The sequence below is a fragment of the Pedobacter caeni genome (assembly GCF_900129215.1).
Classification (GTDB): domain Bacteria; phylum Bacteroidota; class Bacteroidia; order Sphingobacteriales; family Sphingobacteriaceae; genus Pedobacter; species Pedobacter caeni.
Window position 1 is genome coordinate 206,300 of the sequence record NZ_FQUQ01000002.1, and the last position, 22,639, is coordinate 228,938.

General features: G+C 40.5%; 20 protein-coding genes and 1 tRNA gene. 6 read left to right on the plus strand and 15 right to left on the minus strand.

What is annotated here, in order from left to right; translation table 11 throughout:
• The first annotated feature begins 190 nt into the window (after window positions 1–190).
• Window positions 191–1,330: a hypothetical protein gene (locus BUC20_RS08250; protein ID WP_143166746.1), complete on the plus strand. Its 1,140-nt coding sequence runs from the start codon at window positions 191–193 to the stop codon at window positions 1,328–1,330.
• 78 nt (window positions 1,331–1,408) lie between these two features.
• Here the strand turns inward: BUC20_RS08250 and ilvA are convergent, their stop codons facing one another.
• From ilvA to BUC20_RS08305, 11 genes are all read right to left on the minus strand, one after another.
• Window positions 1,409–2,659 carry a threonine ammonia-lyase IlvA gene (ilvA, locus tag BUC20_RS08255; protein WP_073229902.1) on the minus strand — a complete coding sequence of 417 codons (1,251 nt, stop codon included), beginning with the start codon at window positions 2,657–2,659 and terminating at the stop codon, window positions 1,409–1,411.
• Window position 2,660: 1 nt separating this feature from the next.
• Window positions 2,661–4,169, minus strand: coding sequence for a 2-isopropylmalate synthase (locus tag BUC20_RS08260; protein ID WP_073229903.1), 1,509 nt, complete (start codon window positions 4,167–4,169; stop codon window positions 2,661–2,663).
• A gap of 12 nt (window positions 4,170–4,181) precedes the next feature.
• The gene (gene leuB, locus BUC20_RS08265; protein WP_073229904.1) at window positions 4,182–5,270 is read right to left on the minus strand and encodes a 3-isopropylmalate dehydrogenase; all 1,089 of its coding nucleotides are present in this window, start codon (window positions 5,268–5,270) and stop codon (window positions 4,182–4,184) included.
• Between the two features lie 4 nt (window positions 5,271–5,274).
• Complete coding sequence (locus tag BUC20_RS08270) at window positions 5,275–6,744, minus strand: ATP-binding cassette domain-containing protein (protein WP_200800911.1); 1,470 nt, start codon at window positions 6,742–6,744, stop codon at window positions 5,275–5,277.
• Window positions 6,744–7,328 (minus strand): 3-isopropylmalate dehydratase small subunit, encoded by a 585-nt coding sequence (gene leuD / locus BUC20_RS08275; RefSeq protein WP_073229906.1) that lies wholly within the window; start codon window positions 7,326–7,328, stop codon window positions 6,744–6,746. Before leuD ends, BUC20_RS08270 begins: the two co-directional genes overlap by 1 nt.
• Before the next feature lie 100 nt (window positions 7,329–7,428).
• Window positions 7,429–8,844 carry a 3-isopropylmalate dehydratase large subunit gene (leuC, locus tag BUC20_RS08280; RefSeq protein WP_073229907.1) on the minus strand — a complete coding sequence of 472 codons (1,416 nt, stop codon included), beginning with the start codon at window positions 8,842–8,844 and terminating at the stop codon, window positions 7,429–7,431.
• 58 nt (window positions 8,845–8,902) lie between these two features.
• Window positions 8,903–10,384: a ketol-acid reductoisomerase gene (gene ilvC / locus BUC20_RS08285; protein ID WP_073229908.1), complete on the minus strand. Its 1,482-nt coding sequence runs from the start codon at window positions 10,382–10,384 to the stop codon at window positions 8,903–8,905.
• Between the two features lie 82 nt (window positions 10,385–10,466).
• Window positions 10,467–11,078, minus strand: a complete 612-nt coding sequence (ilvN, locus tag BUC20_RS08290) for an acetolactate synthase small subunit (RefSeq protein ID WP_073229909.1) — start codon at window positions 11,076–11,078, stop codon at window positions 10,467–10,469.
• A 10-nt stretch (window positions 11,079–11,088) separates the two neighbouring features.
• Window positions 11,089–12,828: a biosynthetic-type acetolactate synthase large subunit gene (gene ilvB, locus BUC20_RS08295; RefSeq protein ID WP_073229910.1), complete on the minus strand. Its 1,740-nt coding sequence runs from the start codon at window positions 12,826–12,828 to the stop codon at window positions 11,089–11,091.
• 34 nt (window positions 12,829–12,862) lie between these two features.
• On the minus strand, window positions 12,863–14,560 hold the full coding sequence (ilvD, locus tag BUC20_RS08300; RefSeq protein ID WP_073229911.1) for a dihydroxy-acid dehydratase: 1,698 nt from the start codon (window positions 14,558–14,560) through the stop codon (window positions 12,863–12,865).
• A 1-nt stretch (window position 14,561) separates the two neighbouring features.
• Window positions 14,562–15,452, minus strand: coding sequence for a branched-chain amino acid transaminase (locus tag BUC20_RS08305; protein WP_073229913.1), 891 nt, complete (start codon window positions 15,450–15,452; stop codon window positions 14,562–14,564).
• Between the two features lie 957 nt (window positions 15,453–16,409).
• Between BUC20_RS08305 and BUC20_RS08310 the strand changes: the two genes are divergently transcribed.
• On the plus strand, window positions 16,410–17,114 hold the full coding sequence (locus BUC20_RS08310) for a LytR/AlgR family response regulator transcription factor (RefSeq protein ID WP_073229914.1): 705 nt from the start codon (window positions 16,410–16,412) through the stop codon (window positions 17,112–17,114).
• 157 nt (window positions 17,115–17,271) lie between these two features.
• Window positions 17,272–17,847, plus strand: a complete 576-nt coding sequence (locus BUC20_RS08315; RefSeq protein WP_073229917.1) for an outer membrane beta-barrel protein — start codon at window positions 17,272–17,274, stop codon at window positions 17,845–17,847.
• Window positions 17,848–17,910: 63 nt separating this feature from the next.
• On the opposite strand, the gene atpC is transcribed toward BUC20_RS08315, so the two are convergent.
• On the minus strand, window positions 17,911–18,153 hold the full coding sequence (gene atpC, locus BUC20_RS08320; protein ID WP_073229919.1) for an ATP synthase F1 subunit epsilon: 243 nt from the start codon (window positions 18,151–18,153) through the stop codon (window positions 17,911–17,913).
• 22 nt (window positions 18,154–18,175) lie between these two features.
• Complete coding sequence (gene atpD / locus BUC20_RS08325; protein WP_073229921.1) at window positions 18,176–19,681, minus strand: F0F1 ATP synthase subunit beta; 1,506 nt, start codon at window positions 19,679–19,681, stop codon at window positions 18,176–18,178.
• 240 nt (window positions 19,682–19,921) lie between these two features.
• Between atpD and BUC20_RS08330 the strand changes: the two genes are divergently transcribed.
• From BUC20_RS08330 to BUC20_RS08340, 3 genes are all read left to right on the plus strand, one after another.
• The gene (locus tag BUC20_RS08330; protein WP_073231727.1) at window positions 19,922–20,830 is read left to right on the plus strand and encodes an SDR family oxidoreductase; all 909 of its coding nucleotides are present in this window, start codon (window positions 19,922–19,924) and stop codon (window positions 20,828–20,830) included.
• 11 nt (window positions 20,831–20,841) lie between these two features.
• Window positions 20,842–21,306 carry a redoxin domain-containing protein gene (locus tag BUC20_RS08335; RefSeq protein WP_073229923.1) on the plus strand — a complete coding sequence of 155 codons (465 nt, stop codon included), beginning with the start codon at window positions 20,842–20,844 and terminating at the stop codon, window positions 21,304–21,306.
• A 108-nt stretch (window positions 21,307–21,414) separates the two neighbouring features.
• Window positions 21,415–21,488, plus strand: a tRNA-Arg gene (locus BUC20_RS08340).
• Between the two features lie 180 nt (window positions 21,489–21,668).
• Here the strand turns inward: BUC20_RS08340 and BUC20_RS08345 are convergent.
• Both BUC20_RS08345 and BUC20_RS08350 read right to left on the minus strand, forming a co-directional pair.
• Window positions 21,669–22,196 carry a hypothetical protein gene (locus BUC20_RS08345; protein WP_073229925.1) on the minus strand — a complete coding sequence of 176 codons (528 nt, stop codon included), beginning with the start codon at window positions 22,194–22,196 and terminating at the stop codon, window positions 21,669–21,671.
• Window positions 22,193–22,570 (minus strand): hypothetical protein, encoded by a 378-nt coding sequence (locus BUC20_RS08350; protein ID WP_073229927.1) that lies wholly within the window; start codon window positions 22,568–22,570, stop codon window positions 22,193–22,195. Before BUC20_RS08350 ends, BUC20_RS08345 begins: the two co-directional genes overlap by 4 nt.
• Window positions 22,571–22,639: the final 69 nt, after the last annotated feature.

Below are 22,639 nucleotides of genomic sequence, written 5' to 3' on the forward strand. Positions count from 1 at the left end.
TAATAGAAAATCATATCGGTTATATTCTTTTTTTGTGTGAATTATTGTAATTAAATAATAAATTTCGCCTTTATTTTGTAACGAATTGTAGGATATGGTGTCTGATTAGAAAAGTACATGGTGTAAAATTATCCCCCTTAGCGTTATGCAGCATAGAAAGTTTGTTAAATTGTGTTATATCTCAGCGGTATTGGTTTCCGTTTTTTTTAATGGATGTAAAAAGGCTCCGGATGTCCGGCCTGATCCGCCGTTTGTGGGGTCCGCTGAGGATAAAAAAAAGCTCATAATCAGCAAAAAAATAGACTCAATAAAGCAATCTCTGGTTGAGCAGAATTTCAAAATAACGTCTTTTGAGCTAAGCAAGGACAGCACATCTGTAATTTTTAATTATGAAAATACTGCTTCTGGAGCAGCTGAATTTGGTATTTTAAATGATTCCTCTTCAGGAGATTATTATTACGGATTCTCTATTAATGGCCGTGAACTTCTTGAAAAAAATCAACTGAATTACTTCAATCCAAAAATCCCTCAAAATGAGAATCAGATTGTAATAATCAAAGGTGGGAATGGAGAGATCTTAAATAAAACAACAATATCCAGGCTCGCCTTAAGCAGTATGCGCGTCCAAATAGCCGAGGCACGTGAATCTGTAGGGGGAAGTAAAGAGCTAAGTAAGAAAAAAGGGGAGATAAAATATACCATATCCACTTTTAATAAGTATGAGGATATTAAAAATGAAGTTTTGTTTAACAATTACAAATACGGATTGAGGTATAATATGGAGTCTAAAGAGATAAAAAGCATTCATAATCTTATTCCGGATAATCAATCTATTGGCTTCCTATCTGGTGTTTATCTTTTTTACCGGCAGGATAGTTACACTGCTCTCCTGGATGACAGTGCCCCCGACTGGAAGCTGTACGATAAAGAAATAGATCCGTCCTTGTTTGCCGATAACACGCCAGCTTATATGTCTGAAGTAACTTTTGGCCGTTATGGCTTGTTCGCTATGGAGTCGGATCTCTATTCTAACGATCAGATAAAAGGAGCGTTAAATGCAGCCTTAAAAGACACCACTTCCATGACTGAGCTGCAGAAAAAAATTGTGAATACTTCAACTATACGAGCTTATTATAGTTTAGGCAATCTTTTCTCAATTGGTAGCACTGGGGTCGAAAGCCTGGCGAATTTCCTTAATATTGCTAAAAATAATCTGCCTAACGCCACGCAATGGGCAGACCAACCTACCTACTTTAGAGTAAAATCTCTTAAGGATAAAAAACTGCTTACAGGAGGGACGTATATATACTCCAAAAAGTTTGATCTCTGATTAAAAAAACTTCAAATACAAAAAAAGGCTGTATCATAAATTTATGATACAGCCTTAGGGTGATTATATCTATTGTTGTTATACCAGATATTCGAAAAGTGTCTGATCATTATTCAGTTCAATGATCTCAAATTTAAACTCTTTCATTCTTTGTAACAAGGATTCATAATCCGTTGGTTTTGCCAACTCAATACCTACCAGCGCAGGACCATTTTCCCTATTGGTTTTTTTAATAAATTCAAAACGGGTAATATCGTCCTGAGGACCTAATACATTATTCACAAATAATTTTAGTGCACCCGGTCTTTGTGGAAAGCGGACAATGAAATAATGTTTCAATCCTTCAAAGAGTAAAGATTTCTCTTTGATCTCCTGCATTCTTTCAATGTCATTGTTGCCACCACTCACAATACAAACCACTGTTTTTCCTATGATCTGATCTTTGATCTGATCTAAAGAAGCTACTGCTAAAGCACCTGCTGGTTCTACTACAATGGCATCTTCATTATAGAGTTTGAGGATCGTCGTACAGATTTTCCCTTCAGGGATCAATAACATCTGATCCAGGAGCTCCCTGCAATATTCAAAAGTGAGGTTACCCACTCTTTTCACTGCTGCACCATCTACAAAACGATCGATGTCGCCCAGTAGGACAGGAGCACCACTGTTCAGGGCCTGTTTCATGGAAGGAGCACCTTCGGGTTCTACCCCAATCAGCTCAATCCCTGGTTTCAGGTTTCTTAAGTAACTGCCCACACCAGAAGCAAGTCCGCCACCACCAATAGGCATGATCACCATATCCAGTTCAGGCAGGTCTTCAAAGATTTCCACTCCAACTGTTCCCTGTCCTTCAATCACTTTTGTGTTATCAAAAGGAGGGATGAAGGTCATTCCGTTTGCTGCGGTATAGGCCAGTGCTTCTTTTAAACAATCGTCAAAAGTATCACCTACCAGTACAATTTCAATATGGTCTCCACCAAACATTTCTGTTTGTTTCACCTTTTGCCTGGGGGTAATTTCCGGCATAAAAATAACCCCTTTGATGTTCAGTTTTTTACAGGAATGTGCGACACCCTGTGCATGATTTCCTGCGCTTGCACAGACCACACCCTGTGCCATTTGCTCTGGCTCCAGTGTGCTGATCATGTTGTAAGCACCTCTTAATTTATAGGAGCGTACCAATTGCAGATCTTCTCTTTTCAGATAAATATTTGCCTGGTATGTTTTAGAAAGTCCTGCATTATATTCCAAAGGGGTACGTTTTACCGTACCTTTCAATCGTTCTGCTGCCGCCAGAAAATCCAGTACAACTTCTTTTTCTACACTCATCTTAGATAAATTTATTCATTGCATCCAGATAGGCATTGGCCGAAGCCTTTACGATATCTGTACTAAAACCATAGCCTACATAAGATTTCCCTTCATAAGAAACCTTCATGTTTACTTTACTCACATCGTCACTTCCGCCATGCATGGCCTGGATGGTAAACTCCTTTAAAAGGATGTCTTTTCCAACAATATGCTGAATCGCTTTGATCGTTGCATTTACCGGTCCGTTTCCGGTAGCCATCGCTTCTGTCTCTACGCCATCATATTCTAATCTGATGCTGGCCGTAGGGCTCAAAGGATCACCACAAAGTACCTGTAACAGGTTCAGTTTGTAACCGTTTTTTACCGCACCTTCTTCTGTATCGCTCATCAGATAAAGAATATCATCGTCACCGATCGTTTTCTTTTCATCAGCCATAATCAGGAAGCGTTCATATACCTGATCCAGGTTTAATCTGTCGATCTCATAACCCAAGCGCTCTAAGTGATGCTTTAAGGCATGACGGCCACTACGTGCAGTTAAAATGATATCTGCTGAATTTAGGCCCACATCTTCCGGATTGATGATCTCATAGTTTTCTCTATGTTTCAAAAATCCATCCTGATGAATACCAGAACTGTGTGCAAATGCATTCTGGCCAATAATTGCTTTATTCGGTTGTACCGGCATGTGCATCATGCGGCTCACCATTGAGCTGATCTCTGTGAAATGTTTGCTGTTGATATTGGTTTTCAAATTCAGTGCATGGTGTGTCTTTAAAACCATGGTCACTTCTTCCAGCGCTGTGTTCCCTGCACGCTCGCCAATTCCGTTGATGGTACATTCTACCTGGCGGGCACCGTTGATCAATCCTGCAAGGCTATTAGCCGTTGCGAGACCCAAATCATTATGGCAGTGTACAGAGATAATTGCCTGATCTATATTTTTAACGTTTTCTTTCAGATAAAGGATCTTTGCACCATACTGATCCGGAAGGCAATATCCATTTGTATCCGGAATGTTTACCACTGTAGCTCCGGCAGCAATGACGGCTTCGATCATTTGTGCTAAAAACACATTGTCTGCCCGACCTGCGTCTTCTGCAAAGAACTCAATATCCTCCACAAACTGTTTCGCATATTTTACCGCTTCAACTGCTCTTTGAAGAATATCTTCTCTGGTGCTGTTGAATTTATATTTGATGTGCATGTCAGAAGAACCAATTCCGGTATGGATTCTTGGTCTTTTGGCATATTGTAAAGCGGCAACGGCCGAATCAATATCTTTTCTGTTGGCACGGGTTAAGGCACAGATAATCGGTTCACGTACTGCTTTAGACAGCTCTACTACACTTTGAAAATCACCAGGGCTGGAAATGGGAAAGCCGGCCTCGATTACATCCACTCCAAGCGCTTCCAGTGCTTTTGCAATTTCAATTTTTTCTGGAGTCGCCAACTGGCAACCCGGTACTTGCTCACCATCACGTAAGGTGGTGTCAAACACATAGACTCTATTAGGATCGTGTAACATAATTCTGGGAGATTAGGGATTAGTTTTCTGTGTAATATATTTCAAGACCAATTGTCCCATTTCTTTAGTTCCAAGAACTTTGTAAGGGTTGGTCGTATCGTCGGCAATGTCATTTGTTCTGAAACCTTCTTTCAGCACCTGATCTACTGCATCGATGATGATCTTAGCTTCATCTTTCAGTCCGAAGCCGATTTCCAGCATCAGGGATACCGACAGGATAGAAGCCAGCGGGTTAGCCAGGTTTTTTCCGGTGATGTCATGGGCAGAGCCGTGAATCGGTTCAAAGAAGCCTGTGCTTTCGCCTACAGAAGCTGAAGCCAGCATCCCCATAGAACCTGCAATCTGTGAAGCCTCATCGGTAAGGATATCGCCAAAAAGGTTTGCCGTTAATACCACGTCAAACTGTTTAGGATCTTTGATCAGCTGCATGGCTGCATTGTCAATGAACATGTGTTCCGTTTGTACTTCAGGGTATTCTTTAGCGATCTGTTGTACCGTTTCTCTCCATAATCTGGAGCTTTCCAATACGTTTGCTTTATCTACAGAACACAATCTTTTTCTACGTTGCATGGCAGCTTCGAATGCTTTACGGGCAATTCTTTCTACCTCATAGCGGTGGTAGATCATTAAATCAGAAGCGGTGTTTCTATCTTCAGAACGGGTTTTCTCTCCGAAGTAAACATCACCTGTCAGCTCTCTGAAAAACAGGATATCAGTACCTTTTAATATCGCAGGTTTAATGCTCGAAGCATTTAACAATTCGTCGAACAATAAAATAGGGCGGAGGTTGGCATATAAACCAAGTTCCTTACGGATTTTAAGTAATCCCTGCTCAGGACGTACTTTTAATGAAGGGTCATTGTCGTACTTCGCATGACCAACTGCACCAAAAAGAATGGCATCACTTTTTTTAGCTTTCTCGAGCGTTTCATCGGGTAGTGGATTGCCTGTTGCTTCAATTGCAGCGTGGCCCATCAGTGCCTCATCATAACTGAAATCATGTCCGAAACCTTTTGCGATTTCTTCCAATACTGCTTTACCCCAGGTGGTCACCTCAGGTCCGATTCCGTCGCCGGGAATAACTAATATATTTTTCTTCATAGTTCTAGATACTTTGTAACATCGGTTCTACGGATTTTACTTCTCCGTTTTCTAATAAAATTCTTTTCTCTAAACAGTCTGGTAGTTGAGATTCAAAATGGCCAACATAAATTAAGGTTGTCCCATTTTTACACAATTCATCCACCAGCTTGTTAAAATGTTGTGTTTGTTGCTGATCCAGGCCCTGGCATGGTTCATCAAGTATTAATATTTCCGGATTTTTGATAATGGTCCGGGCCAGTAAGGTTAACCTTTGCTTGCCCAAAGGAAGCTCATTCATCAACCTGTTTTTATATTCCGTTAATCCGAAATAACTGATCAGTTCGTCTACCTGCTTATGTTTGGTGGCACCCGGATTGCAGAACAAGCCTGAGCTGTCATAAAATCCGGAAGCAATGCTTTGCCATACCGTAGCAGAAGCGTCAAAATACCAGTGTAGTTCGGGTGAGATCAGGCCTATGCGTTCCTTGATCTCCCAGATGCTTTCGCCTGTTCCTCTTTTATTACCGAACAGGTAAAAATTATTGGTATAAGCCTGAGGATGGTCACCTGCAATTAAACTCAACAAAGTTGATTTTCCCGAGCCGTTATAGCCTTGTAAAAGCCATTTCTCTCCGGAATTTACTTCCCAGTTGATGTTTTTCAATACTTGTTTTCCACTGTAACTGATATTGACATCGATCATTTTGATGATGTGATCTGAGGTTGTGGAAACCGAGGCATTATTTAAAAATTCAGGAACAGGTTTAAGGATTTCTTCTACAAGATCCACAGTCCGGTCTTCAAAGGAGATTTCTGTCAACACACCTTCTCTGATCTCTGCAAAGCGATTGATCACAGCTGGTAATTCTGTCTCATTGCTGATTAAAATCAACTGTGTTCCGGCTGCAGAGATTTCTTCCAGCAAGCCATTTAGGTTTTTGCGGGAAAGGGTATCCAGTCCATTATAGGGTTGGTCTAATATTAACAATTGAGGTTTTAACCATAAGGCTTTTACCAATTGTAATTTTTTATGTTCTCCGCTGGACAACTGGATCAGTGGAGAATTTTTTAATGCTGAAAAACCTAAAGCGGCTAAGATCCGCTCAAGTTCATCAAATTGAAGCTGGTATTCTTTACCATAAATTTCCAATTCGGCGATTACCGTAGCGGTAGTCACAGTTACCGAGCTGTTGTAACGTTGCTGATAGTAGAAGTTTGAAGCGCCTTCAAGGTCTTTAAACTGGTACCAGTTGGCTACATAATGTACCGTTGCCGGTAATGCGCTTTCCGGATCGAAACTGATCTTAATATCCCCGTCATGAACCGGGATCAGGCCAGCAATTGCTTTGGCCAACGAGGTTTTTCCAGTGCCACTCGATCCACACAACAACCAGTTGTCATTGCGGTTTATTGCCCAGCTCAAATCCTGTAACACCAGTTGTTGGTGGTACTTTAGATTAAAGTGGGCGATATGGACGACGGGTTGTGACATTATCTGTTTTGTTCAAATTCTTCAACTAATTGTTTTTGGTTTAAGATGAAATCGATGTCATCATAACCATTGATCAGGCAGGATTTTTTATAAGGATTAATCTCGAAATCAGTTTTAGATCCGGTCACTACATTCGTTACTGTTTGTGTTTCCAAATCCACATCTAATTGTGCCGAATTGTCTTTCCCTACTGTGCTAAAGATCTCTGCTAAGAACTCATCGCTTACCTGAATAGGTAATAAACCATTGTTCAATGCATTTCCTTTAAAAATGTCTGCAAAGAAACTGCTGATTACTACATCAAAACCTGCATCCTGAATGGCCCATGCGGCGTGCTCGCGACTACTACCGCAACCAAAGTTCTTTCCTGCAACCAGAATTCTGCCTTTAAAAGCAGGGTTGTTTAACACGAAATCTGTTTTTAGGGTATTGTCACCATTATAACGCCAGTCACGGAATAAGTTTTCACCGAAACCTTCACGCGTGGTTGCCTTTAGAAACCTGGCAGGAATGATCTGGTCGGTATCAATGTTCTCTATATTTAAAGGCACAATCGCCGAGGTCAATTTTTCAAATTTTTTCATTTGTTTATTATTTGCTTTTTAGTGGTTATGAAGCTATCATGATCTTGTTTTTGATTGTTTTGTAATCTGTAAGATCATGATGGTTTCATTGTACTTCTATTTAAGCGTGTGCAGGTTCGTTCAATAAAGTTCTTACATCCGTAACCCTTCCGGTAATTGCAGCAGCAGCTGCGGTAAGCGGACTGGCTAAGAAGGTGCGGGAATCCGGTCCTTGTCTTCCTTCGAAGTTTCTGTTGGAAGTAGAAACACAGTATTTTCCTGCAGGGATCTTATCTTCGTTCATTCCTAAACAAGCACTGCATCCAGGCTCGCGCAACTGGAATCCTGCAGCTTCAAAGATTTTATCCAATCCTTCGGCAATTGCCTGTTGTTCGATTTGTTTGGAACCAGGTACGATCCATACCGTTACATTTTCTGCTTTCTGACGGCCTTTTACAAACTCCGCCACTTCACGTAAATCTTCCATTCTGGAATTGGTACAGCTGCCGATAAATACGTAATCAATAGCTTTACCTACCAATTCAGTATCCTGCTCGATGCCCATATAATCCAATGCTTTCTGGAAAGAAGCCTGCTCCGAAGCAACCTGACTGGCAGTAGAAGGAATATGTTCTGCGATTCCCATTCCCATTCCCGGATTTGTTCCGTAAGTGATCATTGGGCTGATGTCTGCTGCATCGAAAGTTAAAACGCTGTCGAATGTGGCATCAGCATCGCTGTATAATGTTTTCCAGTAGGCCAGTGATTTGTCCCACTCTTCACCTGCAGGTGCAAACTCTCTTCCTTTAATGTAGTCGAAAGTAATCTGGTCAGGGGCAATTAATCCGCCTCTGGCACCCATTTCAATGCTCATATTACAGATCGTCATTCTCGCTTCCATACTTAAAGCCTCAATGGTAGAACCTGCATATTCAATAAAATAACCTGTACCACCGGCAGCAGATATTTTAGAGATGATGTATAGAATAATGTCTTTAGCAGTGACGCCTTGTCCAAGGGCACCATTCACCTCAATTTTCATGGTTTTTGGTTTCTGCTGCAACAAACATTGCGTGGCAAAAACCTGCTCCACCTGAGAAGTGCCGATACCGAATGCAATGGCACCAAAAGCGCCATGTGTTGAAGTATGACTATCTCCGCACACCATCGTTTTTCCTGGTAAGGTAATCCCTAACTCCGGACCGATCACATGTACAATTCCCTGGAAAGGATGACCTAAACCATATAGCTCAATGCCAAATTCTGCACAGTTTTTGGTTAACATGTCTACCTGGTAACGGGAAAGTTCTTCTTTAATGGGTTGCAGCTGATTTAAGGTAGGCACATTATGATCTGCCGTAGCCACAGTTTGCTGTGGACGGAAAACAGGCAAGCCTCTTTTGCGTAGACCATCGAAAGCCTGAGGGGAGGTCACCTCATGTATTAAGTGCGTATCGATATATAAAATATCCGGAAATCCGACTTCACTCTTTACCACATGGGCATCCCAAATTTTTTCTACTAATGTTTTTGACATTTTTTATTGCTTTGTAAAGGATTCAGATCTTTAAAACCTGAATCCTTTAATTTTATGATTAGGCAGTTTTAATAGATTTCATTGCAGTCATCGCTTTTCTTAGTTCAGCGCCTACAACTTCCACCTGATGTGAACGGATCACTTCATTTACGGCGATCAATGCTCTGTTATCCACAGCACCATCTTTACCATCGTTGAAGTTTTTACCGATCAGGTCAGTATCAACTTTAGTCATGAAATCTGCCAGTAGTGGTTTACAAGCGTGGTCAAATAAGTAACAACCATATTCTGCAGTATCAGAAATCACCCTGTTCATTTCGAATAATTTTTTACGGGCAATTGTGTTTGCAATCAGTGGAGTTTCGTGTAATGACTCGTAGTAAGCAGACTCTGGTTTAATTCCAGCCTCTACCATCGTTTCGAAAGCCAATTCCACACCTGCTCTTACAAAAGCAACCATTAGCAATGCATTGTCGAAATATTCCTGTTCGCCGATTTTAACGTTACCGGCAGGAGTTTTTTCGAAAGCAGTTTCGCCTGTTGCAGCGCGCCATGACAATAAGTTTTTATCACCAGCAGCCCAGTCTTCCATCATTACACGGCTGAACTCACCGCTCATGATGTCATCCTGATGTTTTTGGAATAAAGGACGCATGATCGTTTTCAATTCTTCAGAAACCTCAAACGCTTTGATTTTAGCGACGTTGCTCAATCTGTCCATCATCGCAGTGATACCACCTTGTTTTAAGGCTTCAGTGATCACTTCCACACCGTATTGAACCAATTTAGAAGCGTAACCTGCATCAATTCCTTTTTCAATCATTTTATCAAATGAAAGGATAGAGCCTGTTTGCAACAATCCGCAAAGGATCGTTTGCTCGCCCATTAAATCTGATTTTACTTCCGCTACAAAAGATGATTTTAATACACCCGCTTTGTGGCCACCTGTTCCTACACAATAGGCTTTAGCCTGATCCAGACCTTTTCCTTCAGGATCGTTTTCAGGGTGAACCGCGATTAAAGTAGGTACACCAAAACCACGTACATATTCTGCTCTTACTTCACTACCCGGGCATTTAGGAGCCACCATGATTACGGTAATGTCTTTACGGACCTGCATGCCTTCTTCCACAATGTTGAAACCATGTGAGTAAGATAAAGTCGCTCCTTTTTTCATTAAAGGCATTACTGCAGTAACTACTGAAGTATGTTGTTTATCAGGAGTCAGGTTGATCAATACATCAGCTGTAGGGATCAATTCTTCGTAAGTACCTACTGTAAAGTTATTCTCTGTCGCATTTTTCCAGGAATCTCTTTTACCTTCAATTGCTTCTTTACGCAAGGTATAAGAAACATCTAAACCGCTATCTCTTAAATTTAAACCCTGGTTCAATCCCTGAGCACCGCAACCAATGATCACCAGTTTTTTTCCTTTAAGGGCATTTACGCCGTCAAGAAATTCTGAGCTGTCCATGAAATCGCATACACCCAATTGGTTTAATTTTTCTCTAAGAGGTAGTGTGTTAAAATAGTTTGACATCGTTTTTAATGGTTATTTATAGGTTCTAATTCTTTAATATTTATTTGTTCTTGTTTTGCTGAGCGCATCCGGCTCTTGAAAATTACATGCTGAATACGTTTTTCTCTTTGTCAAGGAATTCGTTTTCGATCACATCCTGTCCTGGTTCTCTACGCTCAAACTCTCTTAGTTTGCGGTTAAAGCCATCGCTGTCCTTGATGATCGCTACCCTTGCACTTCTGACAAATTCGATCAGCCCGTAAGGTTGTAAAACTTCGATCAGTTTATCTGTTTCTTCCCTATGGCCGGTAGTTTCGAATACCGTATAATCTTTACGGATCACTACCGCTCTTGCGCCGTTTTCACGAAGCAGACGTTCTACCGATACCAGCTCAGCGATCGTGTCTGTAGGCACTTTATAAAGCGCCATTTCCTGCCAGATGATATCCTCATTGGTATTGAAGTATACTTTTAATACTTCTACCTGTTTTTCAATCTGACGGGCCAGTTTGCGCACCACTTCTTCCGTTTCGTGAATCACGATATTGAAGCGGTGGATGTGCTCAATCTCCGATGGAGAAGTGTTTAAGCTTTCTATATTGATTTTTCTTCTTGAAAAAATAATGGCAATACGGTTCAGTAATCCGATTTGATTTTCTGTGTATACCGTTATCGTAAATTCCTGTTTTTCGTTTATTTCTTGAGAACTGCTCATGATCTGCTAATTATTTAAGTCTGATTTCACTTACACTGCTTCCTTGCGGAACCATTGGGAATACATTGTGTTCTTTGGCTACCATTACCTCTAAAAGGTAAGAACCTTTGTGGTTTAACATTTCTTCCAATGAGCTGACTAAGTCTTCACGTTCAGAAACCTTTTTGCCTGCGATATAGTAAGAATCAGCAAGTTTCACGAAATCAGGACTGGTGATGTCTACAAAAGAGTAGCGTTTCTCATGAAACAATTGCTGCCATTGGCGAACCATGCCCAGGAACCTGTTGTTCAGGATCATGATCTTCACATCAATTCCACTTTGCATGATCGTACCCAATTCCTGAAGCGTCATCTGGAAACCACCATCACCGATTACCGCAACTACGGTACGGTCTGGTGCTCCGAATTTAGCGCCAATCGCAGCAGGTAAGCCGAAGCCCATTGTGCCTAATCCACCACTGGTGATGTTGCTTCTGGTATGGTTAAACTTCGCATAACGACAAGCCACCATCTGGTGCTGGCCCACGTCGGTTACGATGATTGCCTCACCTTTGGTCAGTTCATTTAACTGGTTGATCACTTCACCCATGGTCAGTTCTCCGCTTTGAGGATTTAACTCATCATGAATGACAGTCTCCAGCTCTGTTTTATCAAAGGCCCTGAATTCAGCCAACCATTCTTTATGTTCTTTCTGATCTACCAGAGCAGTTAAAAGCGGTAGTGTTTCTTTACAATCTCCCCATACCGGAACATCAGCTTTTACGTTTTTATCGATCTCTGCAGGGTCAATATCCAGGTGGATTACTTTTGCCTGTTTTGCATATTTATCTAAACGTCCCGTTACACGGTCGTCGAAACGCATGCCAATAGCGATCATTACATCACATGAATTGGTTTGTACATTCGGGCCATAGTTGCCATGCATTCCTAACATTCCCACATTTAAAGGGTGATCTGTAGGAATCGCACCTGCACCCATAATGGTCCATGCAGCCGGAATTCCTGTTTTTTCTACAAAAGCTTTAAACTCCTGTTCTGCATTTCCTAAAGAAACTCCTTGTCCGAAGAGGATGAAAGGTTTTTTGGCAGAATTGATCAATGCTGCTGCCTGTTCAATATATTCCTTACGGACATTTGGTTTCGGGCGGTAACTGCGGATATGGTCGCAAGGAGTATAACCTTCGTAATCGAACATTTGCAATTGTGCATTTTTGGTGATGTCGATCAATACCGGACCTGGCCGGCCGCTGCGGGCGATGTAAAAAGCTTTCGCCAATACACCTGGGATTTCGGTCGCATCAGTGATCTGGTAATTCCATTTCGTTACCGGAGTAGTAATGTTAATTACATCCGTTTCCTGGAAAGCATCAGTTCCTAAAAGGTGTGCGTAAACCTGACCGGTGATGCAAACCATAGGGGTACTGTCAATCTGGGCATCTGCCAATCCTGTTACCAGGTTGGTTGCACCCGGACCACTGGTGGCGAATACCACGCCAACTTTGCCTGAAGAACGTGCATAGCCCTGGCCGGCATGTGTGCCGCCTTGCTCATGACGAACCAATATATGTTTTAACTTGTCTTTGTAATCGTATAACGCATCATAAATAGGCATGATGGCACCACCGGGATATCCAAAAATGGTATCGGTACCTTCCGCTATTAATCCTTCCAATATAGCTACAGAACCAGAAACATTTACTGTTTTCTTCGGTTCCGTTAAGGTGGCTGTTTCCTCTTGTGCAGTGTTCATTGTTTTATTTTTAGGTATAGGGGTTTCGGGTTAATTAGTGAGTGTAGGCATCGGTAACGCAACCCTCACTGGCATCGCTTACCTGTTTCAGGTACTTGTAAAGGACGCCGCCTTTGACGGGTGGTGGTAACTGTTTCCAAACCGCTTTACGTTTTTCCATTTCTTCTTCAGTAATGTCCAGGTGTAAAGTGTTGTTTACCGCATCAATGATGATGGTATCGTTGTCATGTACAAAAGCGATATTTCCGCCGTCCCATGCTTCCGGAGTGATGTGTCCAACTACAAAACCATGTGTACCTCCTGAGAAACGTCCGTCTGTGATCAGGGCTACTGATTTGCCCAGTCCTGCACCAATAATGGCTGAGGTTGGTTTCAGCATTTCCGGCATTCCCGGTGCGCCTTTAGGGCCTACCTGTCTGATCACCACCACATCACCTTTTTTTACTTTTCCGCTCTGGATTCCGGCGATCAATGATTTTTCTCCTTCAAATACCCTTGCCGGACCTTCAAATCTTTCTCCTTCTTTACCGCTGATTTTGGCTACTGCACCTTTTTCGGCGATGTTGCCATATAACATTTGTAAATGGCCTGTTGCTTTTACCGGATTGGTTACCGGAAGGATTACTTTCTGTGCATCGAAATCCAGATCAGCTGCCTCAGCTACATTTTCAGCAAGTGTTTTTCCGGTTACTGTTAGGCAGTCGCCATGAATTAAACCTACTTTCAAAAGGTATTTTAAAACCGCCGGAACACCACCGATTTCATGAACATCTTCCATTAAGTATTGTCCGCTTGGTTTCAAATCGGCCAATACCGGAGTGCTGTCGCTAACCGCCTGGAAGTCTGCTAATTTTAAGGTTAATCCAACTGATTTTGCCATGGCAATTAAGTGGAGTACCGCATTGGTCGAACCACCTAAAACCATTACTGTTACAATTGCATTATGGAATGCTTTTTCGGTCATGATGTCTGAAGGAAGGATGTTTCTTTCCAACAACACGCGGATTGCTTTACCGGCATCTAAACATTCTTTTCTTTTTTCCTCGCTCAATGCTGGATAAGAAGAACTGTAAGGCAAACTCATGCCTAATGCTTCGATTGCCGAAGCCATGGTATTTGCGGTATACATTCCACCACAAGCACCGGCTCCCGGACAAGTGTGGCGAATGATGCCCTGATAATCTTCTTCATTTAAGGTGCCTGCCAACTTCTCGCCCAGGGCTTCAAAAGCAGATACGATATTCAATGATTTTCCTTTATATTTTCCGGAGTGGATACTGCCACCGTATACCATGATTGAAGGACGGTTTAAGCGTCCCATTGCCATGATAGAACCCGGCATATTTTTATCACAACCTGGCAAAGCAATTACGCCATCGTAATATTGTCCACCGCAAATGGTTTCAATAGAGTCTGCAATTACATCTCTGGAAACCAGTGAATAACGCATTCCGTCTGTTCCGTTTGACATGCCATCGCTTACGCCGATGGTGCTGAAGGTTAAACCGACCATTCCATTATCCCAGACACCATCTTTAACAATTTTTGCTAAATCATTGAGGTGCATGTTGCAGGTATTTCCATCGTATCCCATACTGGCAACACCGACCTGTGCTTTATCCATATCTTCCTTGGTCAGACCAATTCCATATAGCATGGCTTGTGCTGCAGGTTGGGTTGGGTCCTGCGTGAATACTTTACTGTAGCGGTTTAATTCTGGTGATTGTGACATATTATATGATTACTTCGTAGTTTTGTTTTTCTAATACCAAACATTTATAAGTGCGTTGTATCGTGGCACCAACACTGTCGTTCCATCTTACCGGGAATTGATATTCATCGATAGTTGCAATCCCTGCAATTTCTGTTGCTGTTCCACAGAAGAAAGCACTGTCTGCATGTTTCAAATCGTTTACCGTCAGGTGTTTTTCTATTAATTCTATATCCAGAATGCGGCATAGTTCTATCACTGTCGCACGGGTGATTCCGGCCAGGATATTACCAAGAGGAGGGGTGTATAATCTTCCGTTTTTCTCGATGAAAATATTTGCTCCGGGAGCTTCGGCGATGTTGCCGTTCATATCTAATAAGAGTGCCTCATCAAATCCTTTACGTTTTGCTTCAGTAGTGGCAAGGATGGAGTTTACATAGTTGCCGCTTACTTTTGCTTCAATAGGCGTGGATTTCGGATTCGGGCGTTCATAGCTGGAAATGCAAACTTTTAGTTGTTGGTTGCCAAGGTAAGCTCCCCATTCCCATGCACAGATCATGATCGAAACATCGGTTGCAGCTACCAGCGACATATTTGGCGCAGCATATACCAATGGACGAATGTATGCGTCCTTTAAATTGTTTAATTCCAGTAATTTATAGGTTTGTTTGATCAGGTTGTTGATGTCCCATGGAAAGGGCATATTTACCAGTTCTGCAGATTTTTTTAACCTTTCGAAATGTTCCCTGATCTTAAATACACGGGTTCCGTTATGGGTATGATAAGCCCTGATCCCTTCAAATACAGCGTAGCCATAATGGAGCGATTGCCCGTAGATATCGGCGGTTGTGTTGGCGGCTTTCTGGAACTTGCCGTCTAAGTATAACACTGTATTTGAATTAAAGTATTTCATTTTGGTTATAGATTGTTGTTTTGTTTTTTATCGGTTCATTAAAAAAGCGCCACTTTTGGGGGGCGCTTGCGTATATTTTTGTATTAAATATTCATTTACAGCGCCTTATCCCTCTGAAGAATCAGCAGAAGAATCACATTAATAATGACAATAATTAAGGCGGTGCTAATAAGGTTCATTTTAGTTCTTTATTTGTTGTTACTTTATAAATCCAATTTAGGCTTTGGCTTTTATACTATCAATAGCCAGCTAAAAATAAATGAAAAAAAATATTATTCTTTAATATTTTGTAATATACAAATATAATTCTTCAAATTATAGCTTTTTAATATCTTTAAGTGGTCGCTACTATACCAAATATGAAATCGGTATTCGGTATGGGTGTTATGCTAGCATTGTAATTTTGGTGATTTTCTTCCTGAAATGTGGAAAACGCTGAAAAAATTGCTGAAAATTTATTGGATTGGAATGAAAAACCGGCTGTAAAAAAGAAGCCCTGCATTCAGCCGGGGGGGAACTGAAACAGGGCTATAAAAACAACTTTAGGGGGGTTGTCTTATCTTTCAATTATTGTTATTAATCTATTTCTTTTTGTAGTATCAGCTCCCTAACAATGTGATTTGGGGGATTATCCATTGTTGCTGATGATTAAATTTAAATTATTGAATTATTTCGCACATATTTTATACATTGATTGGCTTATTGTAGGTACCGATTTATTATTCTTTTGTAACAAAATAAGTAGGATGAGTGTGTTTATATCCCCTGAAAGACCGTAAATTACAGCTAATGTGCTGATGTACTGATTCAAACCAGAATTATTCAGATTTCTTTATTGATAGAGAAAGAAAGTTTTACAACTTTTATGCGTAACAAAGTAGGAAATTAGCCGACTAATAAACAAACCCAAATAGCTGGGGATAGGGATTGCCAATTACAGAATAATAAACTTGTTGTATGATTAGATGTTTAGTGCTTGATGATGAGCAATATGCGGTAGACCTTCTTGTGTCTTATATTAAAAGGACTCCTTTTCTGGAGTTGGCTTATAGTTCTACTGATCCCCTGGAGGCACTGGCATTTTTGAATACGGCTGAGGTTGACCTTATTTTTTCTGATATTGAAATGCCGGAGTTGTCGGGGCTTGAATTTACCAGAGCCTTAGGAGGCAAGCATCTTGTGGTTTTTACCACGGCCTATAGTGAATTTGCAATGCAGGGTTTTGATCATGATGTGATCGACTTTCTATTGAAGCCCATTATTTTTCCCCGCTTTCTGAAAAGTGCACAGAAGGCAATGGTCTTATTGTCTGGGCTGGATAAGACAAAGGTGGAAGAGGAGCGTAAAGATTATATTTTTGTGAAGACGGAGCAGAAAGGAAAGCTGATCAAGATCAATTTTGACGAAATTGACTATGTAGAGGGAATGCGAAACTATGTGGGCATTTACAAAAATGGCGAGCTGGTACCTGCTTTAATGAATATGAAGGATCTGGAGACCTTGCTTCCCGCTACACAGTTTGTTCGTGTGCATAATTCTTATATCATCAGGATCTCCATTATCCAGATGATCGAAGGGAATGTGGTGCGCCTGAAAAATGTAAAGGGAGCCATTCCTATTGGCATCACTTATAAAAGTGCTTTTATGGAGAGAATTAAATAAACCCATCAGGGTTTTATGTTAAATAAGTGAATAAAATAGTTAATTTCTCAATTTATTTTCTTTTTCAACTAGTCCTATTCTGATTTACAGTTGTATACTATGTGTAGTTGCTTTGATTTATTCAAAGTCAACGCTATAAATATTATACGATATACAAATGAGAAAGACACTAGCTTTATTGACATTAACCGCCCTCTTTAATTTTTCCGCCGTTGCTCAAATAGATATTGGCACTAAGCTTGGTGCTGTGACCACAAATGTGAGTGGTAACTCCAATTTTTCAGACAAGAACCGCTTGAGTTACCAGTTTGGGTTATACCTGAATTTTGATGCACTACCACTGTTTAGCGTGCAAACTGAAATTATGTATAACCGGACAAGGGTACAAAATACGGAAGTGGTTGATGGACTGAAGACCGGGATGAAAGGAATGGGCTATTGGTCCCTGCCGGTACTTTTTCAGGTTAAGGCTTTGCCTTTTCTGCGTTTGGGTGCAGGTCCGCAATTGAATTTTCATACCAACCGGTATAAATACCGGCTGAATGGCGACCAGGAAGCGTTTAAAAACTTTATGTCTGTTGTGCTGGATGCTCAGGTTAAAGTGAGTAGTTCCTTACGCCTGTACCTCAGGATGAACAGGGGAATACAGCGTTTCGAAAATATTTCTGATGGCCAACATGGCAAGATCAACCGCTGGGAGTTTGGGATTCAGCGATCCTTCATGAAAAAATAAATCAAAAGGCAAAAAAAAAGGATGTCTGTTTCAGACATCCTTTTTTATATTATGCTTTAAATATTAAGCAACCCCTTCGGCAAGGACAATAATTTTGTTTTTCAAAACCTCAACCACACCACCTTTAATTACAAAGGTCTCTTCACCGGTTTTGCTTTTAATAATTACTGGTCCATCTTCTAAGGTTGAGATAATAGGAGCATGGTCTCTTAAAATTTGGAAAGAGCCCATAGTACCTGGTACCGTAACCGCTGTTACTTCGCCTTCAAAGACTTTTTTATCTGGTGTTAATATTTCTAGTGTCATATTCAAAGTATAAGCGCTTTAATTAAGCGTTTGCTTCCGCTAATAGTTTCTTACCTTTTTCGATTGCATCTTCGATACCACCTACTAAGTTAAATGCAGCCTCTGGATATTCGTCAACTTCACCATCCATAATCATGTTGAATGCTTTGATGGTATCTTTAATGTCAACAAGTACACCTTTTAAGCCTGTAAATTGCTCAGCTACGTGGAAAGGTTGAGATAAGAAACGTTGAACACGACGCGCACGGTGAACGATCAGTTTATCCTCTTCAGATAACTCGTCCATACCAAGAATCGCGATGATATCCTGAAGTTCTTTATAACGTTGTAAGATTTCTTTTACGCGTTGAGCAGTGTTGTAGTGCTCATCACCTAAGATTGCCGGAGATAAGATCCTTGAAGTTGAATCCAATGGATCCACCGCTGGATAAATACCAAGCTCAGAAATTTTACGTGACAATACAGTTGTTGCATCTAAGTGGGCAAACGTTGTAGCCGGAGCCGGATCCGTTAAATCATCCGCAGGTACATAAACCGCCTGTACAGATGTAATTGATCCACGTTTAGTTGAAGTAATACGTTCCTGCATTAAACCCATCTCTGTTGCCAAAGTTGGTTGGTAACCTACTGCAGAAGGCATACGACCTAAAAGTGCCGATACTTCAGAACCTGCCTGAGTGAAACGGAAGATGTTATCAACGAAGAAAAGGATGTCTTTTCCAGCGCCTTCGCCATCACCATCACGGAAATATTCAGCAACGGTTAGTCCTGATAAAGCCACACGAGCACGTGCTCCAGGAGGCTCATTCATCTGACCGAATACCAATGTTGCTTTAGAATCTTTTAATTTTTCTGTATCAACCTTGCTTAAATCCCATCCACCTTTTTCCATTGAATGAAGGAACTCTTCACCATAGTTGATTACACCAGATTCGATAAACTCACGTAAAAGGTCATTACCTTCACGAGTACGCTCACCTACACCGGCAAATACTGATAAACCAGCATACGCTTTCGCGATGTTGTTTACCAATTCCATGATCAATACAGTTTTACCTACACCCGCACCACCGAACAAACCGATTTTACCACCTTTAGCATAAGGCTCTAATAAGTCGATTACTTTGATACCTGTAAATAGTACCTCTGATTCAGTTGATAGCTCGTCGAATTTAGGAGGAGCATTGTGGATTGGTCTTCCGCCGGTTTTATCAACTACGTTGATTCCGTCGATAGCCTCACCAACAACATTGAATAGACGACCTTTAATCTGATCACCAACAGGCATTTTGATAGGCGCACCAGTATCTAATGCTTTCATGCCACGAACTAAACCATCGGTCGAGTCCATTGCAATTGCACGTACGCGGTCTTCACCAAGATGTTGTTGAACTTCTAAAACGATCTTCTGGCCGTTTTCTTTTTCAATCTCTAATGCAGAGAAAATTTGAGGTAAATGAGCATCGTCAGCAAAACTCACGTCAACTACCGGTCCTATAATCTGCGCTATTTTTCCAATGTTAGGCATATATTGTTTTGGGTAAAATTATAAATATCAATTTGTTAAAGGCTGTTTTACAAGCCCACAATTCGGTTTGCAAAGTTAAGATTTTCCAACATAAATTACATATATAAATAAAAAGTTTTTCCACAGTTTTTAAATGAATAATTTAGCAGGTATAAATCGAGGTTCAGACAGTGGCTTTTTGATGGTAAAAAGCGAGTTTTTTGAGTGCCGGATGATCGTATAAAAAAGAAAGAATAATTGATGAAAACTATATTAGTAACAGGAAGTAACGGCCTTACAGGGCAAAAGATCACAGAAAGCGTACTGAGAACAAAAGATTTTAACCTGATTGCAACCTCAAAAGGGGAGAACCGCTTCCCTGTTAAAGAAGGATATATTTATGCCGAAATGGACATCCTGAATCCGGCAAATGTAGTGGAAGTGGTAGCGAAATATAAACCGGATGCGATCATTCACACGGCAGCAATGACCAATGTGGATACTTGCGAGTCGCAAAAAGAGCTGGCACGTGAGCTGAATGTAGGTGCTGTGGAGACCTTAATTCAGGTCTGTAAACAGTTCGATATACAACTCATCCATTTGTCTACAGACTTTATTTTTGATGGTGCAAACGGACCTTACGATGAACTTGCTCCGCCAAGCCCTTTGAGTTATTACGGACAAACAAAATTAGATGCCGAAAATGCGATCATCGCAGCAGGTGGAAAATGGGCAATCCTGAGAACCATCATTGTATATGGTATAGTCAGTGACATGAGCCGTAGTAATATTGTACTATGGGCAAAAGGTGCTTTGGAAAAAGGAGAACCTATTAATGTAGTCAATGACCAGTGGCGTATGCCTACCCTGGCAGAAGATCTCGCCGATTGCTGTTTGCTTGCGGTGGAGAAAAATGCGCAAGGTGTTTATAACGCCTCCGGAAAGGACATGATGAGCATCTCTGAACTGGTAGGAAAGGTAGCCGATTACTGGAGCCTGGATAAAAGCCTGATCAAAGAGATCAGCGCAGCAACGTTAAACCAGACGGCTAAACGCCCGGTAAGAACAGGATTCATCTTAGATAAGACAATTCGTGATCTTGGCTATCAGCCGCGGAGTTTTCAGGAAGGATTGGCGATATTGAATCAGCAATTAAAAGAAAGAAATTAAATATAAATACTATGGCATTACAAGTTGGCGATCAAGCCCCGGATTTTAAATTATTCAGCTCAGACCTGAAAGAAGTGTCTCTATCTGATTATAAAGGTAGAAAACTGGTTGTTCATTTCTTCCCATTGGCCTTTACAGGTGTGTGTACTGCACAGCTGTGCACGATGAGAGATAGCTTTGGCTATTATCAGGGAATGAATGCAGATGTAGTAGGGATCTCAGTAGATTCGCCTTTTACGCTGGCTAAATTCAAAGAAGAACAAAGCTATCAGTTCCCTTTGTTGTCTGATTTTAACAAAGAAACGTCTAAAGCATTCGGTGCTTTGTACGAAGATTTTGCTTTCAATATGAAAGGAATCTCTAAAAGATCTGCTTTTGTAATTGATGAAGAAGGAAAAATTATTCACTCAGAAGTGTTGGAAGATGCAGGTAATATGCCTGACTTTGATGCGATTAAGCGTTCAATAGAAGCATAAGAGGCCCTTTGTCTGATTGAGTATCTTGATTTTTTTCAAATAAAATTTGTAAAATCAATTTCAAACACTACTTTTGCAGTCCGTTAACGAAACAACGAAAACGGAAATGCATTTGTAGCTCAATTGGATAGAGCATCTCACTACGGATGAGAAGGTTTGGGGTTCGAATCCCTACAAGTGCACAGAAGAAAGCCTTAGAGAAATCTAAGGCTTTTTGCGTTTACATACTTTTCTATATCGAGATAAACAGAGCGGCTTCATTAACTTCATGGCTTAGATATTTTTTCCGTTAAAAGACACTTTTCAAGATAAACCGAATCCACAATTACTCTTTTTGTCTCAGAACCCGCTGTTACCTATGATCAATTATCAAAAAGATAGTAGGTACTCATGTTTATAGTTGATTCATTTTCAGCAAGACAAACTCTTATTCTGGAAACAACATGATCTCCCGTTAATGATAATTCATATCGCAAATTTTCATAGTGAAATATGATCCTGTCTATTTGTTCTGGGTTATAAAGGGAGTAATAAAGTCTAAGATTATCAAAGGGAGTTAAATGCTTGTCAATATCTGCTGACTTTTTAAAAGCAGAAGGAACAGGGATTTTTTTTGCTAAATAACCAATATGTTGAGGATGATTATAAACATCTAAATCAATATATGCTATTTGCGGTGGTACTTTAATAGTCTTAGCAATAAAGCCAATCATAATACCCCTGTTCTCAATTTCAATAGGAAATTCATCAATTTCATCATATTCATAGTCAGACAAGAAATCTTCAATCTTAATTTCAAATATCCTTTCAAATTCTTTATTGAAATCTTTGCTTCTTATATCCTCACGAAACAACTTTGAAGCTATCTTATTCCCTTCTATTGTTCTCATAATAAATTGTTTGCTCTTAGTGTATCATAGAAGTCACCATCACTTTCCATTTTTTCTATAATTTTTTCGCTCAGTTCTTTTGTAGACAACTTAGGAGATTCTTGCCCAAATGCCGGATGAATAGCATAATTCATCTCTTGATGATTTTCTTTCATCCATTTTAAAAAATACACAGTATCAACCTTATTCAATCTTATTGGCGTTTTACAGGAATTTAAATATGATTCCATATAATACTCATCTTGCCATAATAGTAAGGTACTACTACCATCGTTTCCAATAATTACCTGGAAAGTGTCCTCAGAAGTAATTGTGCTAAGAAAATTTCTTTCTCTTTGTAAATAACTTGAATTTTGAATGTTTTGCTTTTTCATTTCAATAAAACATATGCTGAATTAATGATGAACGCCCTCAGCTGTTTATATATTGGGAATTTCCCGGGA